Annotated in this window: 15 protein-coding genes and 1 pseudogene; 10 read left to right on the top strand and 6 right to left on the bottom strand. The window is 65.1% G+C overall.

Translation table 11 applies throughout. The annotated features are described in order from the left end of the window. The 5 genes and pseudogenes from AKN84_RS32640 to AKN84_RS32660 all read left to right on the top strand — a co-directional run. On the top strand, positions 1-4,374 hold a 4,374-nt coding region (locus AKN84_RS32640; RefSeq protein WP_244485637.1), incomplete at its 5' end, for a beta strand repeat-containing protein. Positions 4,375-4,536: 162 nt separating this feature from the next. Beyond that, positions 4,537-5,741 (top strand): annotated as a pseudogene (locus tag AKN84_RS32645) (ABC transporter substrate-binding protein). 137 nt (positions 5,742-5,878) lie between these two features. Continuing rightward, entirely contained in the window at positions 5,879-6,673 is a 795-nt protein-coding gene (locus tag AKN84_RS32650) for an enoyl-CoA hydratase (protein WP_050424618.1), read from the top strand. Positions 6,674-6,688: 15 nt separating this feature from the next. Next, positions 6,689-7,444: a VOC family protein gene (locus AKN84_RS32655; protein WP_050424581.1), complete on the top strand. Its 756-nt coding sequence runs from the start codon at positions 6,689-6,691 to the stop codon at positions 7,442-7,444. Positions 7,445-7,711: 267 nt separating this feature from the next. Beyond that, entirely contained in the window at positions 7,712-9,823 is a 2,112-nt protein-coding gene (locus tag AKN84_RS32660; RefSeq protein WP_050424619.1) for an acetate--CoA ligase family protein, read from the top strand. Between the two features lie 160 nt (positions 9,824-9,983). Here the strand turns inward: AKN84_RS32660 and AKN84_RS32665 are convergent, their stop codons facing one another. The 3 genes from AKN84_RS32665 to AKN84_RS32675 form a co-directional block, all read right to left on the bottom strand. Then, positions 9,984-10,784 (bottom strand): enoyl-CoA hydratase/isomerase family protein, encoded by an 801-nt coding sequence (locus AKN84_RS32665; RefSeq protein ID WP_024582673.1) that lies wholly within the window; start codon positions 10,782-10,784, stop codon positions 9,984-9,986. A gap of 204 nt (positions 10,785-10,988) precedes the next feature. Continuing rightward, positions 10,989-12,149: an acyl-CoA dehydrogenase family protein gene (locus AKN84_RS32670; RefSeq protein ID WP_018269158.1), complete on the bottom strand. Its 1,161-nt coding sequence runs from the start codon at positions 12,147-12,149 to the stop codon at positions 10,989-10,991. 18 nt (positions 12,150-12,167) lie between these two features. Further along, positions 12,168-13,235, bottom strand: coding sequence for an acyl-CoA dehydrogenase family protein (locus tag AKN84_RS32675; RefSeq protein WP_050424582.1), 1,068 nt, complete (start codon positions 13,233-13,235; stop codon positions 12,168-12,170). A 374-nt stretch (positions 13,236-13,609) separates the two neighbouring features. On the opposite strand from AKN84_RS32675, the gene AKN84_RS32680 reads away from it, so the two are divergent. Both AKN84_RS32680 and AKN84_RS32685 read left to right on the top strand, forming a co-directional pair. Further along, positions 13,610-14,371 carry an N-acyl homoserine lactonase family protein gene (locus AKN84_RS32680; RefSeq protein ID WP_050424583.1) on the top strand — a complete coding sequence of 254 codons (762 nt, stop codon included), beginning with the start codon at positions 13,610-13,612 and terminating at the stop codon, positions 14,369-14,371. Between the two features lie 90 nt (positions 14,372-14,461). After that, positions 14,462-15,244, top strand: a complete 783-nt coding sequence (locus AKN84_RS32685) for an SDR family NAD(P)-dependent oxidoreductase (RefSeq protein ID WP_050424620.1) — start codon at positions 14,462-14,464, stop codon at positions 15,242-15,244. 107 nt (positions 15,245-15,351) lie between these two features. Here AKN84_RS32685 and AKN84_RS32690 read toward each other — a convergent pair whose 3' ends face one another. Together AKN84_RS32690 and AKN84_RS32695 are read right to left on the bottom strand one after the other, a co-directional pair. Further along, the gene (locus tag AKN84_RS32690; RefSeq protein ID WP_050424584.1) at positions 15,352-15,630 is read right to left on the bottom strand and encodes a GlsB/YeaQ/YmgE family stress response membrane protein; all 279 of its coding nucleotides are present in this window, start codon (positions 15,628-15,630) and stop codon (positions 15,352-15,354) included. 36 nt (positions 15,631-15,666) lie between these two features. Continuing rightward, complete coding sequence (locus tag AKN84_RS32695; protein ID WP_050424621.1) at positions 15,667-16,269, bottom strand: YidB family protein; 603 nt, start codon at positions 16,267-16,269, stop codon at positions 15,667-15,669. Positions 16,270-16,418: 149 nt separating this feature from the next. Here AKN84_RS32695 and AKN84_RS32700 point away from each other — a divergent pair, with 149 nt between their 5' ends. Genes AKN84_RS32700 through AKN84_RS32710 form a run of 3 tightly spaced genes read left to right on the top strand, consistent with a single transcriptional unit; the run spans position 16,419 to position 18,131 of the window. After that, positions 16,419-17,429, top strand: a complete 1,011-nt coding sequence (locus AKN84_RS32700) for a 2-dehydropantoate 2-reductase (protein WP_050424585.1) — start codon at positions 16,419-16,421, stop codon at positions 17,427-17,429. 50 nt (positions 17,430-17,479) lie between these two features. Next, positions 17,480-17,686, top strand: a complete 207-nt coding sequence (locus AKN84_RS32705; protein ID WP_050424586.1) for a hypothetical protein — start codon at positions 17,480-17,482, stop codon at positions 17,684-17,686. A 22-nt stretch (positions 17,687-17,708) separates the two neighbouring features. Next, positions 17,709-18,131, top strand: a complete 423-nt coding sequence (locus tag AKN84_RS32710) for a CAP domain-containing protein (protein WP_050424587.1) — start codon at positions 17,709-17,711, stop codon at positions 18,129-18,131. 107 nt (positions 18,132-18,238) lie between these two features. On the opposite strand, the gene AKN84_RS32715 is transcribed toward AKN84_RS32710, so the two are convergent. Continuing rightward, complete coding sequence (locus AKN84_RS32715) at positions 18,239-18,895, bottom strand: hypothetical protein (protein WP_128971350.1); 657 nt, start codon at positions 18,893-18,895, stop codon at positions 18,239-18,241. Positions 18,896-18,973 lie beyond the last annotated feature (78 nt).

An 18,973-nucleotide genomic window follows, 5' to 3' on the forward strand; every position in this document is an offset into this window, starting at 1 on the left:
ACGGCGGCAACGGCGGCTTCGGCGGTGGTGGCGGCGTCAGCGCTCTCGGCGGCTTCGGGCGGTGACGGCACAGCGGGTGGCGGTGGCGGCCTTGGCGCCGGCGGCACGGTCTTCGTCCAGCAAGGCGGCTCGCTGACCATCAAGGGCGGCTCGCTGTCGAATGATTCCGGCTTCAACGCCGTCAAGGGCGGCACCAATGGCGGCGGCCAGGCCAGCGGCTCCGCGTACGGCTCCGGCATTTTCATCCAGGGCAACAACAATCTCAGCTTCGCACCCGGCAGCGGCCGGACGCTGACCATCGCCAACGACATCGCCGACCAGAGCGGCAATGGCGGCACGGCCGCCAACGCGGGTGTCGGCGGCCTTGTCATCAGCGGCGGCGGCACCGTCACCCTCGGCGGCACCAACACCTACACCGGCAACACCACGGTCAGTGGCGCCGGCACACGGGTGTCGATCTCCGCCAACGTCAATCTCGGTGCGGTCACCAATGTGCTGAAGCTCGGCGACGGCACCTGCATCAGCTTCACTGACGGCTTCACGCAGACCCGCAGCATCACTGTTGCGGGCGATCCGGTCTTCAATGTCGCCGCCGGCGAGACAGTGACCCAGAGCGGCGTCATCTCCGATGGCGCGACGCCGGGCGATGTCGAGGTGACCGGCGGCGGCCGGCTGGTGCTGTCGGCGCACAACACCTATTCAGGCGGCACCGTCATCAAGGGCTCCATCCTCGAGCTGGCGGCGAACGGCGCGGCGGGCACCGGCGCGATCGCCTTCACGGACGGCTCTACCGAGAAGCTCGTGCTCGATGCCGCGGCATTCTCCGGCACCTCGTTCGGCACGGCGATCACCGGCTTTGCCGGCGGCGATACCATCGACTTCGGCAATCTCGCCTATGACGCAACGGCGACGCTGTCCTATTCGAATGGCGTGTTGCTGGTGAAGGGCAGCGGCGGCACGACGCTCGCATCGCTGAACCTGAGCTTTGGCACCGGCGCCTCGCTCGGCTCGCTGATGCTGGCGTCCGACGGCTCGGCATCGCCGCATCTCGAGCTCAGGTCGCAGGCGAGCATCGCCTCGGTCACGGCCGACACCACCGGTCACCTCACGACGCTGAACGCCGGCAAGGTCGTCACGATATCAGTCGATTTCAGCAACATTGTAAGCGTGACCGGCGCACCGCAGTTGCTGCTCAACGACGGCAAGGCCGCGACCTATCTCAGCGGCAGCGGCTCGCACACGCTGGTGTTCAGTTACACGGTGCAGGATGGCGACAGCACGTCCGACCTGCAAGTGCAGAGCCTTGCGCTCAATGGCGGCACGATCAAGGATCCCGGCGGCCAGGACGCCGACGTGACCCATGCGGCGGCCGATCTGCATCTGGTGATCGACGCGATCGCGCCGACCGTATCGGTCGCTGCAAGCTCGACCTCGCTGCTGGCCGGACAAACCTCGACCGTCACCTTCACCTTCTCCGAGGCAGTCACGGGTTTCGCACTTGCGGATACGACCGTGAGCGGCGGCACGCTGAGCAACCTTGTCCATGTCGGCGTTAACGCCGCGCACCAGGATATTTACACCGCGACGTTCACACCCGATGTGACCAACGCCGAAGCGGGCTCGGTGCAGGTCAACGCATCCAGCTATACCGACAGCGCCGGAAACGCCGGCGCGGCAAGCAATACCATCAGCTTCAGCGGCGATACCAAGGCACCGACGGTGTCGGTTTCGGCCGATCACAGCGCGCTGACTGCCGGCGATACGGCTGTCGTCACCTTTACCTTCTCCGAGGCCGTCACCGGATTCGGGCTCGGTGATGTCACCGTCCAGGGCGGGACGCTTGGAAGCCTGATCCATGTCGGCGTCGATGGCTCCGGCCATGACGTCTACACCGCGACCTTCACGCCTGGGGTATCCAACACTGAAACGGGTTCGGTGCAGGTCAACGCATCGAGCTATACTGACGTCGCCGGCAATTCCGGTTCGTCGAGCAACACGATCAGCTTCACGGGCGACACCAAGGCACCGACGGTTTCGGTTTCGGCTGATCATACCGCGCTGCTCGCCGGTCAGACCGCGGTCGTGACTTTCACCTTCTCCGAGGCCGTCTCGGGCTTCGCGCTCAATGATGTCAGCGTCAGCGGCGGCACGCTGGGCAGCCTCGTCCATGTCGGCATCAACGGCTCCGGCCAGGATATCTACACCGCAACCTTCACGCCTGATGTCACCAACGCCGAGGCCGGCTCGGTCCAGGTCAACGCATCCAGCTACAGCGATACGGCCGGCAATGCCGGCGCGGTCAGCAACACCATCAGTTTCACCGGCGACACCCGGGCACCGACGGTGTCGGTCACGCTCAACCCGGACACGGTGTTGGCCGGCGACGTCTCGGTCGCGACCTTCACCTTCTCGGAGGCCGTTTCGGGCTTCAGCCTTGCCGGCACCACCGTCCATGGCGGCGTGTTGAGCAATCTCGTGCATGTCGGACTCAACAACTCCGGGCATGATGTCTACACCGCGACCTTCACGCCAGATGTCAGCGACACCGAGACCGGCTCGGTGAAGGTCAATGCATCGAGCTATACCGACGTGTCCGGCAATGCCGGCGCGGCGAGCAACATCGCAACGATCGGCGGCGATACGCTGGCGCCGACGGTGTCGATCGCGGCGGATCGCACCGCGCTGCTGGCGGGGCAGACCGCGCTGCTCACGTTCACCTTCTCCGAACAGATTGCGAGCTTCGCGCTCGGTGACGTCACCGTGCATGGCGGCGCGCTGGGCAGTCTGGTCCATGTCGGCGTCAACGGATCGGGTCAGGATGTCTACACTGCAATTTTCACGCCGGATGCAAGCAACGCCGAGGCCGGCTCGGTGCAGGTCACCGCGTCCGGTTACACCGACGTGGCCGGCAACGCCGGTGTCGCAAGCAACACCATCAATTTCACCGGCGATACCAGGGCGCCGACGGTGTCGATCGCCGCGAGCCCGAGCACGCTGCTTTCAGGCCAGAACTCGGTCGTCAGCTTCACCTTCTCCGAACATGTCGCGGGCTTCACGCTCGGCGATACCGTCGTCGCCGGCGGTGTGCTGAGCAATCTGGTCCATGTCGGGCTCAACGGCTTGGGCGAGGACATCTACACCGCGACCTTCGCGCCCGACATCAACGATGCGCTGGCGGGCTCGATCCGGGTCACGGCCTCGAGCTATACCGACGATGCCGGCAATGCCGGCGCGGCTGGCAACGCCGCCACGATCGGTGGCGACACCCGTTCGCCGACGGTGTCGGTTGTGGCCGATCATACCGTGCTGCACGCGGGCGACACCGCGCTGATGACGTTCACCTTCTCCGAGGCGGTTGCGGGCTTCGGGCTCGACGATATCGCCGTGCATGGCGGCCTGCTCGGCAGTCTCGTCCATGTCGGCGTCAACGGCGCCGGCCATGATATCTACACCGCGGTCTTCACGGCCGACGTCACCGACCATCTGTCGGCCAACCTGTCCGTCACCGCGTCTGGTTACACCGACATTGCCGGCAATGTCGGTGCTGCAAGCAACGCGGTCGATTTCAGCGGCGACACCAAGCCACCATCGGCGCCGACGCTGGCACTGCACCAGGACACCGGCTTCTCGGGTGCCGACCACATCACCAGCAATCCGCTGATCGACTACACGAGGTCGGATCCGGCCGATACGTTGCGCTTCAAGGCCGATGGTGCATCGAGCTTCTCGACGGTGGCGCCGGTCTTCACCACCGACGGCGTGCACACCGTGACGGTGCAGGAGGTCGATGCCGCCGGCAATGTCAGCGCGTCGTCGAGCCTGACCTTTACCCTCGACACCACTGCGCCCCATCTCACCGGAATCACCGCAACGCCTTCCGGCGGCGTTGCGGCGACGGGCTCGCTGGTGCAACTCACCGTCGGCTTCAACGAGGCGGTTCGCGTCATCAGCGGCACACCGGTCCTGACGCTGAACGATGGCGGCAAGGCAATTTACGACGCCGCGGCAACGGCGTTGCTCGGCGATCCCTCGAAGCTGGTGTTCGATCACATCGTGTCATCGACGGACCGCGCCGCCTCGCTGGCGGTGACCGGCTTCGTCGCGAATGGCGGAGGTGTCGTCGACCTCGCCGGCAATGCGGCGTCGCTGTCGGCCGTGTCCGCCGCCTTCGATGCGCTGCACATCAACGAGACCGTCGTGCCGGCCTACACGCTCGGGCCGATCACACGCCCCGAACTGCATCTGGATCTGGGCGGTCACGTCATCATGGACTCCGTGGCGTCGGCGTTCGCCGGGCAATACGGCATGCAGTATTTGTTCCTCGGCCTGCCGGCGGGAACGCCCTATCAGACCGTTCCCGACTTTCATCTCTGATCGCATCGCGGTTGCGAGCGATTGCCGGCGCGGCGCGTCATTCCGCTCAACGGAAAACAGAATGCGGCCGCTGCAGCTTGCTGCAGTGCAGGCCATGCGGCATGATCCGGCCCTCGAAACGGACCCAATGAAATGGGGGCCGTACTTCAAGGGAGGATTTGAATGAGACGGGTTTTGGCCGGCGTGTTGGCCTGTGTGTTTGCGATCTCGGCGAATGCGTCGCTGGCGCAGGACAAGCCTCCGCTGAAGCTCGGCGGCATCCTCGATATGTCGAGCCTTTATGCCGACATCACCGGCACCGGCAGCGAAACCGCGGCCAAGATGGCGGCGGAGGATTTCGGCGGCACGGTGCTCGGTCGCAAGATCGAGATCGTGGTCGGCGACCATCTCAACAAGGCCGACCTTTCCGCCAACATCGCCCGCGACATGATCGACAATCAGGGCGTCGAGATGATCTTCGACGTCGCGGCGTCGGCAACGGCGCTCGCCGCGGCCGAGATCGCCAAGGCGCGCGGCAAGATCATCATGTTCAACGGCCCGGGCTCTATCCGCCTCTCCAACGAGCCTGCGGCCCCTATACCGTGCACTACGTGTTCGACACCTTCGCGCAGGCCAATGTGACCGGCCTTGCTGCGGTGAAGTCCGGCCTCGACACCTGGTTTTTCCTGACCGCGGATTATGCGTTCGGCCAGGACCTGGAGAAGGACACCAGCAATGTCGTGGTGAAGTCGGGCGGCAAGGTGCTCGGCAGCGTGCGGCATCCGATCAATACCTCGGATTTCTCGTCCTTCCTGCTGCAGGCGCAGGCCTCGAAGGCCAAGGTGATCGGGCTTGCCAATGCCGGCGGCGACACCATCAACGCGATCAAGCAGGGCGCCGAGTTCGGCATCACCAAGGGCGGCCAGAAGATTTCGCCGCTGCTCGCTTTCGTCACCGACATCGACAGCGTCGGGCTCGAGACCGCGCAGGGCTTGCTGCTCGCGGAAGCGTTCTATTGGGACCTCAATGACGATACCCGCGCGTTCTCAAAACGCTTCATGGAGCGCACCAAGCGGGTGCCGACCTCGGCGCAGGCCGGCGTCTACTCCTCGGTGACGCATTATCTGCAGGCGGTGAAGGCCGCCGGCACCACGGACGCCGCCGCCGTCATGAAGGTGATGAAGGAGACCCCGATCAACGACATGTTCGCCAAGAACGGCCGGATTCGCGAGGACGGCCGCATGGTGCACGACATGTATCTGTTCGAGGTCAAGAAGCCCTCGGAGTCGAAAGGCCGCTGGGACGACTACAAGCTGCTCGCGACCGTGCCGGGCGACCAGGCCTTCCAGCCGCTGTCGGAGTCGCGCTGCCCGCTGGTGAAGAAGTGACAATATTCAGCCGTCATTGCGAGGAGCGATAGCGACGAAGCAATCCATCTCCGCCCGGATTGCGACATGGATTGCTTCGCTTCGCTCGCAATGACGGCGTCAAGTTCAGGCTAACCAACAACGAAAGGCAAAACGCCATGAGCGACAATCAGATGGTTCTCCAATCCCTCGACAAGGGCCTGCTCACCATCACCATGAACCGCCCGGATCGGCGCAATGCGCTCAATCCCGACATGACGCGCGGCCTCGTCGAGGCGGCGCGGCGGGCGCAGGACGATACCGAGGTGCGGGCGGTGCTGATCCGGGGAGCCGGCGGCACCTTCTGCGTCGGCGGTGACGTCAAGTCGATGGCCGAAGGCCGCGCGCCGCTGCCGTTCGAGGCCAAGATGGCCAATCTGCGCCGTGGCATGGAGGTCTCGCGCATCCTGCACACGATGCCGAAGCCCGTGGTGGCGCAGCTCGACGGCGCGGCGGCCGGCGCAGGTCTCTCGATCGCGCTGTCCTGCGATCTCCGCGTCGCCGGCGCCTCCTGCAAGATTACGACCGCCTTCGCCAAGGTCGGCTTCTCCGGCGATTACGGCGGAACGTATTTTCTGACCAAGATGCTCGGGAGTGCGAAAGCGCGCGAGCTCTATATGATGTCGCCGGTGCTGTCGGCGCAGGAGGCCTACAACCTCGGCATGGTCTCCAAGGTGGTGCCCGATGCCGATGTCGAGGCTGAGACGCTGGAGCTGGCGCGCTCGCTGGCGCAGGGGCCGTCGGTGGCGCTCGGCTACATCAAGCGCAACATCAACAATGCCGAGACGATGACGCTCGAAGCCTGCTTCGACGGCGAGGCGATCCACCACACCCGTGCCGGCGAGACCACCGACCACAAGGAAGCGGCCAAGGCGTTCGTCGAGAAGCGCAAGCCCACCTTCCAGGGGCAGTAAGCCGTGACCAATCACATGGCCGAGTACATGCGGCTGCGCCAGATCTGCCTGGTGGCGCCGCAGCTCAAGCCTGTGATCGCTGATATCTCCGCGATCATGGGCCTCGATGTCTGCTACCGCGACGGCAACGTCGCCAAATACGGCCTGGTGAACGCGCTGCTGCCGGTCGATACCATCCTGCTGGAAGTGGTTGCACCGTTCCAGCCGGGACCGGGCACCGCCGCCGGCCGTTTCATCGAGAAGACCGGCGGCCGCGGCGGCTACATGGCGATCTTCTGCTGCGAGGATCCCGACGCGCGCGGCGCCAAGGCCAATGCGATGGGCGTGCGGACCGCGAACGTGATCACGCACGCGCCCTATCACGGCGTGCAACTGCACCCGCGCGACTGCCGCGCCGCCTTCATCGAGTTCAACCACACCGACGGCAGCGACGACATCCTGGGACCATATCCGCCGGCCGGCCCGGACTGGCAGAAGTCGATCCGCAAGGACACGACCCTGGCGCTGACCGAGGTCGAGATGCAGAGCCCCGAGCCCGAGGCGCTGGCGGCGCATTGGGGAAAGATCGTCGGCGTGCCCGCCGACGGCACCGTGATGAAGCTGCCTAACAGCACCTTCCGCTTCGTCAAGGGCAGTAGCGAGATCATGAGCGGTTTGACGTTCAAGGTTGCCGACAAGGCCAAGGTGCTGGAGGCTGCAACGGCCAGAGGCTGCGCGGTTGAAGGTGATGTGTTCCAGCTTTGCGGCGTGACGTTCAGGCTGGTGGCGTAATCTTGTAGCCGGATGGAGCGCAGCGAAATCCGGGACCCCACTCCACGCGGATGGACTGTTCCCGGATTGCGCTTCGCTCCATCCGGGCGACGCGCCCCGTCATCCTGAGGTGCGAGCCCTCGCGAGCTCGAAGGATGAATCGGCCACAGTCGGGCCGTTCATCCTTCGAGGCGCGCTCCGCTCGCACCTCAGGATGACGGGGAGAGTGGTTGAGCCCACGGAGGCGATTCAATATCGTAGCTCCTAACAACAATAATGGAACGCCTCATGCCGCATCCGCTCGATTCCTTCTTCGCCCCAAACAGCATCGCGCTGATCGGCGCCTCGCGCGATCATGAGAAGATTCCCGGGCGGCTGCTCGCGATGCTGCGCAAGAACGGTTTTCCGGGCGCGCTGTATCCGATCAATCCGAACTATGATGAGATCGACGGCTTGAAATGCTTCAAGTCGATCGCCGAGATCGGCGCGCCGGTCGATCTTGCCGTCATCGTCATTCCCGCGCGCGCGGTGCTGCCGGCGCTGGAGCAGTGCGCGGCCGCCGGCGTCAGGAACGCGGTCATCATCTCCTCGGGCTTTGCCGAGGAGGGTGGCGATAGCGCAGCGATGCAGGATGCGATCGTGGCGCTGGCGAAGCGGACCGGCATGCGGATCAGTGGCCCGAACGCCGAAGGCTTTTACAGCCAGGTGCAGAAGGTTGCCGCGACCTTCAGCCCGACCGTCGACGTCAAGCCGGACGTGCCCGATCTGATCGCGAGCAAGCGGCGGATCGGCATCGTTGCGCAGAGCGGCGGCATCGGCTTTGCGATCTATCATCGCGCCAAGGCGCTCGGCGTCGCGCTCAGTTATGTCGTCAGCGCTGGCAATGAGAGCGATCTCGGCGCTGGCGAATTCCTCGACTACATGGTGCAGGATCCCTCGACCGACGTGATCCTGCTGTTCATTGAAGGCATTCGCGACGTCGACAAATTCCTGGCGGCGGCGAAGCGCGCGGCGGAGCTCAGGAAGCCCGTCATCGTCACCAAGGTCGGCCGCTCCGGCGCCGGCGAACGCGCGGCAGCCTCGCACACCGCGAGCATGGCGGGCTGGTCGGCAGCCTATGACGCGGTGTTCGCGAAATACGGCTTCATCGTCTCCAACGATCTCGACGAGGCGGTGACGATCGCCGCCGTGCTGACCACCAATCCGTTGCCGAAGGGAGATCGGGTCGCGGTGCTGACGGTGTCCGGCGGCGCCGGCATCTGGGGTGCCGACACGGTGTCGATGCAGGGCCTGCGCGTGCCAGAGCTTTCGGCCACAATCCAGAGCCAGATCAAGCAATGGATGCCGTCCTATGGCGCGGCGGGCAATCCCGTCGACGTCACCGCGCAGGGCGTCTCCTCCGGCGGCCTGCAAAAGAGCATCGAGCTGTTCGACGCGTCAGATGAAGTGGACGCGACGCTGGTCGTGCTGTCGCTGTCGAGCGAGACGCGGATGCCGTTCAAGGAGGCCGAGCTGAAGCCGGTGATCTCGGCGCAGCACAAGCCGGTGGTGTTCTACTCTTACACGCTGCCGTCGCAATTCGCGCGGCAGGAACTGGCGAAGTCGGGCGTCGTGGTGCTCTCGGGGCTCACCCATGTCGGCGTCGCGATGCGGCGGCTGGCGGATTATGCCGCCTTCAAGCCCGCGCCGGAGATGGAGGCGGCGCCGCCGGCACACGATCTCTCCGCGCATCTGAAGGCGAAGACGCTCTCCGAACATGACAGCAAGTCGCTGCTGCGCGCCGCCGGCATCGCACTGCCCGACGAGGTGCTGGTGAGCGATCGCGACGGGCTCGATGCCGCGATCGAACGCGCGGGATTTCCGCTTGCCATGAAGATCCAGTCGCCGGCGATCGCACACAAGAGCGAGGTCGGCGGCGTCCGCGTCAACATCGCGGCCAAGGGCGCCGCGTTCACGGCCTATCGCGACATGCTGGAGACCGTGCAGAAGGCGCGGCCGGACGCTGCGATCCAGGGCGTGCTGGTCGGGCCGATGGCAAAGCGGGGCGTCGAGATCATCGTCGGCACGATGACGGACAAGACCTTCGGACCGCTGGTGATGGTGGGGCTCGGCGGCATCACGACCGAGCTGTTCAAGGACGTGGTCTATCGTCCGGCGCCGGTGAGCGCGGGGGAGGCGACCGCGATGCTGGAGACGCTGAAGGCCGCGCCCCTGCTGCACGGGTTCCGCGGCGCGCCGAACGCGGACGTTGCAGCGTTGGCGCGGCTGATCTCGCAGATTTCAGTGCTGGCGGCGCAGCACGCGAACGAAATCGCCGAGATCGAGGTCAATCCGGTGCTGGTGCACCCGGAGGGGCAGGGCGTCACGATCGTCGACGCGCTGGTGGTGCCGAGGAGTTAGCGAACTTTCTCCCCACGTCGTCCCCGCGAAGGCCGGGACCCATACGCCGCGGCCCGCGGAAGGGGCACAAGGGGAGACGGCTTCTCTTACAACTCAGTTCAGTGGTTATGGGTCCCTGCTTTCGCAGGGACGACCATGTTGAGAGAGCGGCGCGTGAAACTCACCGCCCCTTGAAGTTCGCGACGCGGCGCTCGGCGGTGGCCTTGACGCCTTCCTTGAAGTCTTCGGTCGCGCGCAGCTTGGTCTGCTCCTCCAACTCGTGATTGGTCGCAGCCAGCACGCGGTCGGCGAGGCCGGCGCGCATGGTGGCGCGGGTCGAGACCAGGCCGAGCGGCGAGCATTCGGCGATCTCCTGCGCGAGCTTCATCGCCTCGGCACGAACCTGGTCCTGCGGCACCAGCACGTTGGCAAGGCCCCAGCGATAGGCCTCTTCGCCGGTGACGCGGCGGCTGGTGTAGAACATCAGCTCGGCATTGTTCTTGCCGATCAGCTCCGGCAGCGTCGTGGTCAGGCCAAAGCCCGGATGGAAGCCGAGCTTGGTGAAGTTCGCCGCGAAGCGTGCTTCGGGGCAGGCGACGCGGAAGTCCGCGGAGACGGCAAGCCCGAGGCCGCCGCCGATCGCGGCGCCATGGATCGCCGCGACGATCGGCTTCTTGTTGCGGAAGATGCGCACCGCCTGAACGTAGAGATGGTTGATCGGCAGGTTCGAGGCCGGATCGCTCTTGGCGCGCTCCTCCTGCTCCTGGCGGGCCGGGTCGCCGAAATTGGCGCCGGCGCAGAACGCCTTGCCCTGGGCTGCGAGCACCGAGGCGCGGATCTCGATGTTGTTGTCGAATTCCTCCAGCGCGTCGGCGATCTGGTTGATCAGCGCGACGTCGAAGAAGTTCAGCGGCGGCTTGCGGATTTCGATCAGGCCGACATGGCCGTGGGTCTCGACGCCGATATCAGTGTACTTGGTCATGTGTCTTGTCTCCGGTAAGGCTGCAATCTCTCGGCGCAAAAGATGTCACCTCTCCCGAGGGGAGAGGTCGATTTGCGCCAGCAAATCGGGTGAGGGGTTGTACTCTCTCGATGGACCGTGATCCCTCACCCGGCGCTGCGCGCCGACCTCTCCCGATGGGAGAGGTGCAGGAGCTTGCGGTGAGAGCATCGATCCCATTGGTCGTTAGCGCAAACCGAGCCCGCGGGCGATGATGCCACGCAGCACCTCGGTGGTGCCGCCCTGGATCGTCAGCTTGGGTGCGGTCTTGATGGCGAAATCGAGTTGCTTTTCCAGTGTCTCGCGGTTGGTCGCGGTCTCCTCGACGAACGCCGCGAGATCGCGCACGCGGTGCGGCAGCTGCTGCTCCCACACCGTGCCGATGTCCTTGACGATGGAAGCTTCCACCACCGGCTCCTTGCCGGCCTGCAGCATGCCCGCAACCGACACCGACATGCGGCGCATGGTGTGGACCTGCGCCACCAGACGGCCGATGCCCTCGGCGCTGCGGGTATCCGGGTTCTTGCCGACCGCACGCACCAGCTCGGTGAGCACGTAATAGGTTTCGAGGAAGCGCTCGGGACCGGACCGTTCATAGGCAAGCTCGGACGTCGCCTGCTTCCAGGCGCCGTCGACTTCGCCCAGCACGTGATCGTCGGGCACGAAGTAATCGGTGAACACCACTTCGTTGAACTCGAACTGGCCGGTGATCTGGCCGATCGGATTCACCTGGATGCCCGGCTGCTTCATCTTGACCAGGAACTGGGTCAGGCCGTGGCGGCGGTTCTCCTTGGTCGGCGGCGAGGTGCGGAAGATCGCGATCATGTAGTCGGCGATGTGCGCCGACGAGGTCCAGATCTTGGTGCCGTTGATCAGATAGCCGCCGTCGGTCTTGGTGGCGCGGGTCTTCGCCGCGAACAGATCGGAGCCGGAATTCGGCTCGCTCATGCCGATCGCGAAGCACACCTCGCCGCGACAGATCCGCGGCAGGATGTCCATCTTGATGTGCTCGGGCGCGTATTTCAGCAGTACCGGCCCGCTCTGGCGGTCGGCGACGAAGAAGCGCCGGGTCGGCGCGTTCGCCACCCGCATCTCCTCGGTCACGACATAGCGTTCGAGGAACGAGCGCTCCTGGCCGCCATATTTCTTCGGCCAGGTCATGCCGAGCCAACCCTTGGCGCCGACGCGGCGGGAGAATTCCGGCGCGTCATTGTCCTCGCGGTTCGGCGCGTGCGGATCGAAGGTGCCGGCGGCGATTTCCTCGGCGAGGAAGGCGCGCACCTCCTTGCGGAGCTGTTCGCATTTTTCCGGCAGGCGGATCGGATCGAAACGAAGGGCTGCAGTCATGATGTTTCTGTCCTGATCTCAGCGCGAAGCCACCAGCGGCCACAATTCATCGGCGCCACGATCGGCGACGAGCTTGCCGAGCTCGACTGCCCAATAGCTCTCCGAGCCGAAATCGTCGCGCCAGGCCAGCGCCCGCAGCGAATAGCGGTGCAGGATGTGCTCGATGGTGAAACCGATCGCGCCGTGCACCTGGTGGGCGATGCTGCTGCCTTTCTCGGCGGCTTCCGAACAGCGGATCTTTGCGGAGGCGGCTTCGAGGAATACCGCGTCATTGTTGAGCGACTTGGCGTTGACGATGGTGTCGGCCGCCGAGGTCGCGGCGGCCAGCGCCGCGGCGTTTTCGCCGGCGAGGCGGGCGAGGTTGTGCTGCACCGCCTGGAATTTGGAGATCTTCTTCTCGAAGGCGACGCGCTCATTGGAATAGCGCACGGAGATGTCGAGCATCGCCTCCAGCGCGCCGGCGATCTGCAGGCTGCGCACCACGCCGCCCATCAGCATCAGCGTGGTCTGGTCAAAACCCTTGGGCGCCGGCTTGGTCGCGACCGGCTGCACCTTGTCGAGCGTGACGGTGTCGTTGTGATCGCCGCCAAGGCCGGTGCTGGATTCGATCCGGCACTTCGCGGCATCGATCGGCGCGATCGAGATGCCGTCCTTGCCATCAGCAAGCACCGCGAAATGTTTCGCGTCCTTGGCAAACGGCACGCCGCGGGCGCGGCCGGAGAGCGAGCCGTCGGCATTCAACGTGATGCGGTCCTTCGGGCTTGCCGGCAGCACCGTCATCTCACCTTCGGGAGATGCGATCCTGGCTTGCGTCAGCAGCCAGCCGGCCAGCATTGTTTCGGCCAGCGGAACAGCGATCGCATGGCGGCCTGCGACGTTGAGGACGCTAAAACCTTCCGCGAGGCTGGCGCCGGAACCGCCGAGATCGTCGGGCACCCAGGACAGCGGCAGGCCGGCTTCGGTCAGCGCCTGCCACAGCGGCGCCTTCCAGGCGCCCTGCTTGTCGTGATTGATGGTCTGGGCATCCGCGAGATCGGCGAAAATCTTTTCCGCGGTCTCGGCGACGATGTTTTCACTCTCCGCCACAGCGTTCCTCGTGTTGATTGGCTTGGGTCCGGCCGTCAGGCAGGCCTGCTTGCGGTGTTGTCTTGCGCTCAATGATGCGGAAAAGCCATAGCCGTGACAAGCGTTGCCCGCAGGGCCACTTGCGCGGACGGCATGAAGCCGGCGCGGCGCATGAATTCCGCCGAGTGAACTTTCGAGCACCTCGCTTTGTATGCCACCCGCCGCAACAGATTGGCTGGCGGCAACGGCTGAGTCCGCCAGATGAAACTGGGTCATGGTCCGCATGGGGCGGCAGGTTCATGGCGCTCGGCGGCCCGGCGAGGCCAGTCGGCACAGAGGCATATGAGTTTCCATCAACCCATGTTTAGCTTCAGGCTGAAATAAGAGGTGCCGTGATGAAGATGCATATGTTGTCGGGTGGACGGCTGCGGATGTCCAAGCGGACCTATCTGCCTGATGCGCCGCGCGGCGAGACGATCGAGCTTCCGGTGTCCTGCGTGCTGCTGCGGCACCCGCAGGGCAATGTGCTGTTCGACACCGGATGCCATCCCGATGTCGCGACCGATCCTGAAGGGCGGCTCGGCACGCTTGCCAAGTTCATGCAGCCAATCATGCCGGCGGACGACCATGTGTTGACGAGCCTGAAGGCGGTCGGTCTTGGCCCCGACGATATCGACGTGGTGATCTGCTCCCATCTGCATACCGATCATTGCGGCTGCAACGCCTTCTTCAAAAAGGCGACGGTCTTCGTCCACGCGCTCGAGCTCGAGGCCGCCAATGCGTCCAACGCGCGCGATCGCGGATACATCAAGGCGGATTGGGATCATCCGCTGAAGATGGAGATCTTCGATCGACAGATGGATGTGTTCGGCGATGGCAAGCTGACGCTGATTCCCTTGCCGGGACATTCGAAGGGAACGACCGGCGCGCTGGTCAAGCTGGACCAGAGCGGCGAATTCCTGCTTGCCGCCGACGCGCTGAGCGTGCGCGCCAATCTCGATCAGCGAGTTTCACCGCGGAACAGCCTCGATGTCGATCAATTCCTGAAATCGCTCGACGAGATTGCCAGGCTCGAGGCGTCAGGTGTCAAGATCATTTGCGGCCATGACGATGCGCAATGGGCTGGCCTGCAGAAGGGCCCGCACGCCTATTTGTAATGGACCGGCGCGGTTTGCAGGTGTACTTCCGCGCGATATGGTACGCCACCGCCGGAGATCATCTGGCTCGCAACAACAAGGAAAATGCAGATGTCCAAGGATGGTTTGTGCGCGATCGTGACCGGATCGGCATCGGGCCTCGGCGCCGCTACCGCGCAAATCCTCGCCACGCAGGGCGCGCGCCTCATCATCAACTATTCCAACAGCAAGGCGGAAGCCGAAGCGACCGCGGAAGCCTGCCGCAAGCAGGGCGCCGAGGTGCTGGTGGTGCAGGGCGACGTCTCGCGCGATGAGGATTGCAAGAAGATCGCGGCCGCCGCGCAGGGCTGGGGCCGCCTCGACGTGCTCGTCAACAATGCCGGCACCACCAAGCACGTGCCGCATCACGATCTCGACGGCCTGACCGCGGAGGACTTCCAGCGCATCTATGCGGTCAACACCATCGGCCCGTTCCAGATGGTCCGCGCCGCGCGCGCTTTGCTCGAAGCCGGCGCGAAGGCCTCGGGCCGTCCCTCGGCGGTGGTCAACGTTTCATCCGTCGCCGGCATCTCCGGTGGCGGATCGTCGGTGGCCTACGCCGCGAGCAAGGGCGCGCTCAACACCATGACGCAGTCGCTGGCGCGCGCGCTGGCGCCCTTGATCCGCGTCAACACCGTGTGTCCGGGGTATATCGATACGCCCTGGTTCACCAAGGGCCGCGGCGAGGAGCAGGCGAAGCAGGTGCGCGATACTGTGATCGCGCGCGTGCCGCTGAAGGTTGCGTCAACGGCCGAGGATATCGCCAATCTGGTCTGCTTCCTGGCGAGCCCGGCGTCGAGCAACATGACCGGCGAATTCGTCCGCATGGACGCCGGCATGCATCTCATTCAGTGAAACCCGTTCTTCATTCGCGCCGCGACGCGGATGAAAACCGGTTCGGAAAAGACAATGCCCGGGTCATGCCCGGGCATTGCGCTATCGAAACGCTCTGGCGCTCGTTTCTACTTGTTTCCCAGATCCGGGATCACGCGCGCCGCGACCAGCCGGTTCCAGATGAACAGCACCACCAGCGCGCCGATCGTCGCGGTGATGAAGCCCGCACCCTGTTCGGGGCCGTAATGGCCGATCGCCTGACCGATGAAGGTCGCGAGAAATGCGCCGGCGATGCCGAGCACGGTGGTGAGAATGAAGCCGCTCGGATTATTCGGTCCCGGTGACAGGAACCGCGCGATGATCCCCGCGACAAAGCCGACGATGATGACCCAGATGATGCCGCTCATGACTGTCGTCCTCCTCAGATGGAATCAACGCTGCCGCTAAAGCCTGCCGTGCAGCTCGTCGCCGCTCGGCAGCCGTCCGTCCGGCGTCAGATGGTTGATCGCGTCGGGCAGATATTGGCTCAAGCCCTGCAGCAATTGGTCGCGCGACATGCCGCTCTGCGACGCCAGCGAGTCGATCTGGTCGGCGCCGAGCGCGTTGGCGAGGTCGCCGGGCGAGATCTGCTTGTTGGGACCATTGCTGACCCAGGAATTCGCCGTGTCGCCATGGCCCTTCTGCTGCAACTGGTTGAGCAGATCGCCGAGGCCGCCGCTGAGCACGGTGCCGGCTGCGCCGCCGGCGAGAAGGCCGCCAAGGCCGCCCCTGAGCAGATCACCCAGCCCGCCGCCACCAGCGCCGCCGGGCAGACCAGCGGTGACATTGCCGGGGAGTTGTGGCGCCTGCGCCGGAGTCGGCTGAGGAGCGCTTGCGCCCGGCTGGCCGCCGGAGAAATGCTTGACCGCCTTCCAGGCGAGCAGCGCCAGGATGGCCATGGTCATCGGCGACATTCCGCCGCTGCTCGAACTGTCGGATGGTGTGCTTGGTGCGCTTGGACCGCGGGGGCCGTTCTGCATGCCGTTGAGTACGTCGAGTAAACCCATGATCGTCTCCTGCCGCAACCGTGCCCCGAGCGCGAAACATAGCTGTGGCCCATGACGGTTACAAGGCGGGCCACCCGGCGGCGGCGCATCGAAATAGGCAGGCAACCCCAGGTCTGCTATCGAGACCTGATGAACGGACGTTTAGCCAGATGAATGCGGACCGGCCGATCGGGATTGCGGGCGCCGGAAGCATCGGTTGCTTCGTCGGCGGCATGCTGGCTGCGTCCGGCCGCCGCGTCGCATTGCTGGCGCGGCCGCGGCTGATCCAGGAGATCGCGGGCCACGGCTTGCGGGTGAGCAGTTTCGACGGCTCGGAGCGGATGGTGCCGGCCGACCGGCTCATTCTGTCCGACGATCCGTCGATCCTGCGCGACGCCCAGACCGTGCTGGTGACGGTGAAGAGCGCCGACACCGGCGAGATCGCCGAATTGATCGCACGCCACGCACTCACTGACGCCGCGGTGATCAGCCTGCAGAATGGCGTCGGCAATGTGCCGCTGCTGCGCGATCGCTTGCCGGGCCGCAACGTGCTCGGCGGCATGGTGCCGTTCAACGTGGTCGCGCTCGGCGACGGCCGCTTCCATCGCTCGACCTCGGGCGACATCGTGATCGCGCAGGATGATGCCGGCACCGCGGCACGGCTTTCGGTGCCCGGTCTTGCGATCAAGGCTACCGCCGATATCGACGGCGTGCAGTGGGGCAAGCTGATCGTCAATCTCAACAACGCGCTCAATGCGCTGTCCAACATTCCGCTGCGACAGCAGCTCGCGCAGCGCGGCTGGCGGCAACTGTTCGCCGACCAGATGGCGGAGGGTTTGGCCGCGGTTCGCGCCGAGGGCATCGCGCCAGTGTCGCCGACGCCGCTGCCGTCGAGCTGGATGCCGCATCTGCTGCGGCTGCCTGATGCGCTGTTCGGCATGCTGCTTGGCCGCACCATGAAGATCGATCCGGAAGCGCGCTCCTCGATGTGGGAGGATCTGCAGCGTCGCCGCCGCACCGAGATCGACTATCTGCAGGGCGTGATCACCGCGATCGCGGATCGCCGCGGGCTCGAGGCTCCGCTGTCGCGCCGCATCATCGCGCTGATCCGGAAGGCCGAGGCCGACGGCAAGGGCTCGCCGGGGCTGACGCCGGAACAGATCCGCGCGGCGGCGTCGTGAGCGCCGATGATTGTCTGCCATAACGTTCGCACAACCGGGCAGGTGACATCATGAAACGATCCTGCGTCATGCTGCTCGCGCTTGTTGCGCTCGCTGCCGGCCCGGCGCGGGCCGCGCCGCCGACCGTGGTGCCCTCGCCTGGCTATGATGCGCGTCTGCAGGAGCAGCGCGCGGCGGCTGCGGCCGCGAGCCGGCCGGCCATGCCCGCGCACAAACCGGTCAGGCACCGACACCACAAGCGCGGTCACACGCGCTGATCCATGAGAGAGAATGATTGAGATGAAGCCGCTTGTTCTCGCGCTTACCTTTCTGCTTGGCTCGGTTGCGACGGCAAGCGCCGCCGACTATGCCGGCTCGATCAGTGCCTACCGGCGCGCCAACCGCATGCCCGCGGTGAAGCTCGACGCGAAGCTGAATGCGACGGCGCTGAAGCAGGCGCAGGCGATGTCGACGACGGGATCGGTCAGCCATTCCGCCGGCGGCAGCTTCTTCACGCGCATCGCACCTCTGAAGAAGCAGCGGGCCGCGGAAAATATCGGCGCCGGCTTCATCGCCTTCGCCGAGATGCTCAAGCAATGGGAGAACTCGGCGGGGCACCGAGAGAACCTGCTGATGCCGGGCGCCAAGCGCGTCGGCGTGGCCTACGTCGACAATCCGAAGTCGCCGTACCGCAGGTTCTGGGCGATGGTGATTACGGACTGACTAGAGCATGATCCGGAAAAGTGCGAAGCGGTTTTCCGAAAAGATCATGCGCAAACAAAAGGCTAAAGCGCGATGACGATTCAACCCAATCTCATCGCGCTTTAGCGTCAGTTGCGCTTCGCAACCTTGGTCGGCGGCGGCGATGCCGGCGTGAACAATTTCTTCAGACCGTCCAATCCTTCGGAGAGCCGCGGCCATTCGCAGGAGAACGAGCCCTTCACGCAGCTTCCGGCCTGTGGCCGCACCTTAGGAAGAGGCACGGCGGCGGCGACCCGTGGCTTCGCCGGCCGTGCGACCGGGGCGGGTACTTTTGCCGACTCGCTGTGCACGGGCTCATTGTGCAGCGAGGCCTGCTGGATCTGCGGCGGCCGCTCCTGCTTTTCCTGCCGCTCGAGCTGCTTGGCGTTGAACGCCGCGACGATGCTGGAGCGGCGCTCCTTCTCGAGATAGCCGGTATATTCCTGGTCGATCTTCTTCTGCTCGTCCGGCGTCGGATTGGGACCGGCGATGTCGAAGCTGCGGTCCTGCATGAAGTCGTAATAGGTGTAGCCGCCGCCGGGCTTGCGGCGTCCGGCAAACTTGGCGTTGCAGTCGGCGAGTTGCGCGGTCTTGTCTTCCTTGGTCTTCGCCTTCTCGGCGAGGTCGGCGCAATCCTCGAAATCCTTCGGGGCGCTGCGCCACCATTGCGCATGCGCGCGCATCGGCGCCAGCGCGAACGCAGCGACAAAAACGGCAACAGCCAACGTCGATGATCGTGACGGCATCACGGACATTGCAAGCAAACCCGAACGACACAGAATGAGCAGATTGTCGCCATTTTAGTGACGCTTGTCACCCGGGAA

The organism is Bradyrhizobium tropiciagri, assembly GCF_001189845.1.
GTDB classification, from domain to species: domain Bacteria; phylum Pseudomonadota; class Alphaproteobacteria; order Rhizobiales; family Xanthobacteraceae; genus Bradyrhizobium; species Bradyrhizobium tropiciagri.

Bases quoted from the DNA above. Each gene is read 5' to 3' on its own strand.
- AKN84_RS32660 (WP_050424619.1), top strand. From the start codon at position 7,712: ATGCCGCATCCGCTCGATTCCTTCTTCGCCCCAAACAGCATCGCGCTG.
- AKN84_RS32705 (WP_050424586.1), top strand. From the start codon at position 17,480: ATGAAACGATCCTGCGTCATGCTGCTCGCGCTTGTTGCGCTCGCTGCC.
- AKN84_RS32700 (WP_050424585.1), top strand. From the start codon at position 16,419: ATGAATGCGGACCGGCCGATCGGGATTGCGGGCGCCGGAAGCATCGGT.
- AKN84_RS32710 (WP_050424587.1), top strand. From the start codon at position 17,709: ATGAAGCCGCTTGTTCTCGCGCTTACCTTTCTGCTTGGCTCGGTTGCG.
- AKN84_RS32650 (WP_050424618.1), top strand. From the start codon at position 5,879: ATGAGCGACAATCAGATGGTTCTCCAATCCCTCGACAAGGGCCTGCTC.
- AKN84_RS32715 (WP_128971350.1), bottom strand. From the start codon at position 18,895: ATGCCGTCACGATCATCGACGTTGGCTGTTGCCGTTTTTGTCGCTGCG.
- AKN84_RS32685 (WP_050424620.1), top strand. From the start codon at position 14,462: ATGTCCAAGGATGGTTTGTGCGCGATCGTGACCGGATCGGCATCGGGC.
- AKN84_RS32665 (WP_024582673.1), bottom strand. From the start codon at position 10,784: ATGACCAAGTACACTGATATCGGCGTCGAGACCCACGGCCATGTCGGC.
- AKN84_RS32680 (WP_050424583.1), top strand. From the start codon at position 13,610: ATGAAGATGCATATGTTGTCGGGTGGACGGCTGCGGATGTCCAAGCGG.
- AKN84_RS32655 (WP_050424581.1), top strand. From the start codon at position 6,689: ATGGCCGAGTACATGCGGCTGCGCCAGATCTGCCTGGTGGCGCCGCAG.
- AKN84_RS32690 (WP_050424584.1), bottom strand. From the start codon at position 15,630: ATGAGCGGCATCATCTGGGTCATCATCGTCGGCTTTGTCGCGGGGATC.
- AKN84_RS32695 (WP_050424621.1), bottom strand. From the start codon at position 16,269: ATGGGTTTACTCGACGTACTCAACGGCATGCAGAACGGCCCCCGCGGT.
- AKN84_RS32670 (WP_018269158.1), bottom strand. From the start codon at position 12,149: ATGACTGCAGCCCTTCGTTTCGATCCGATCCGCCTGCCGGAAAAATGC.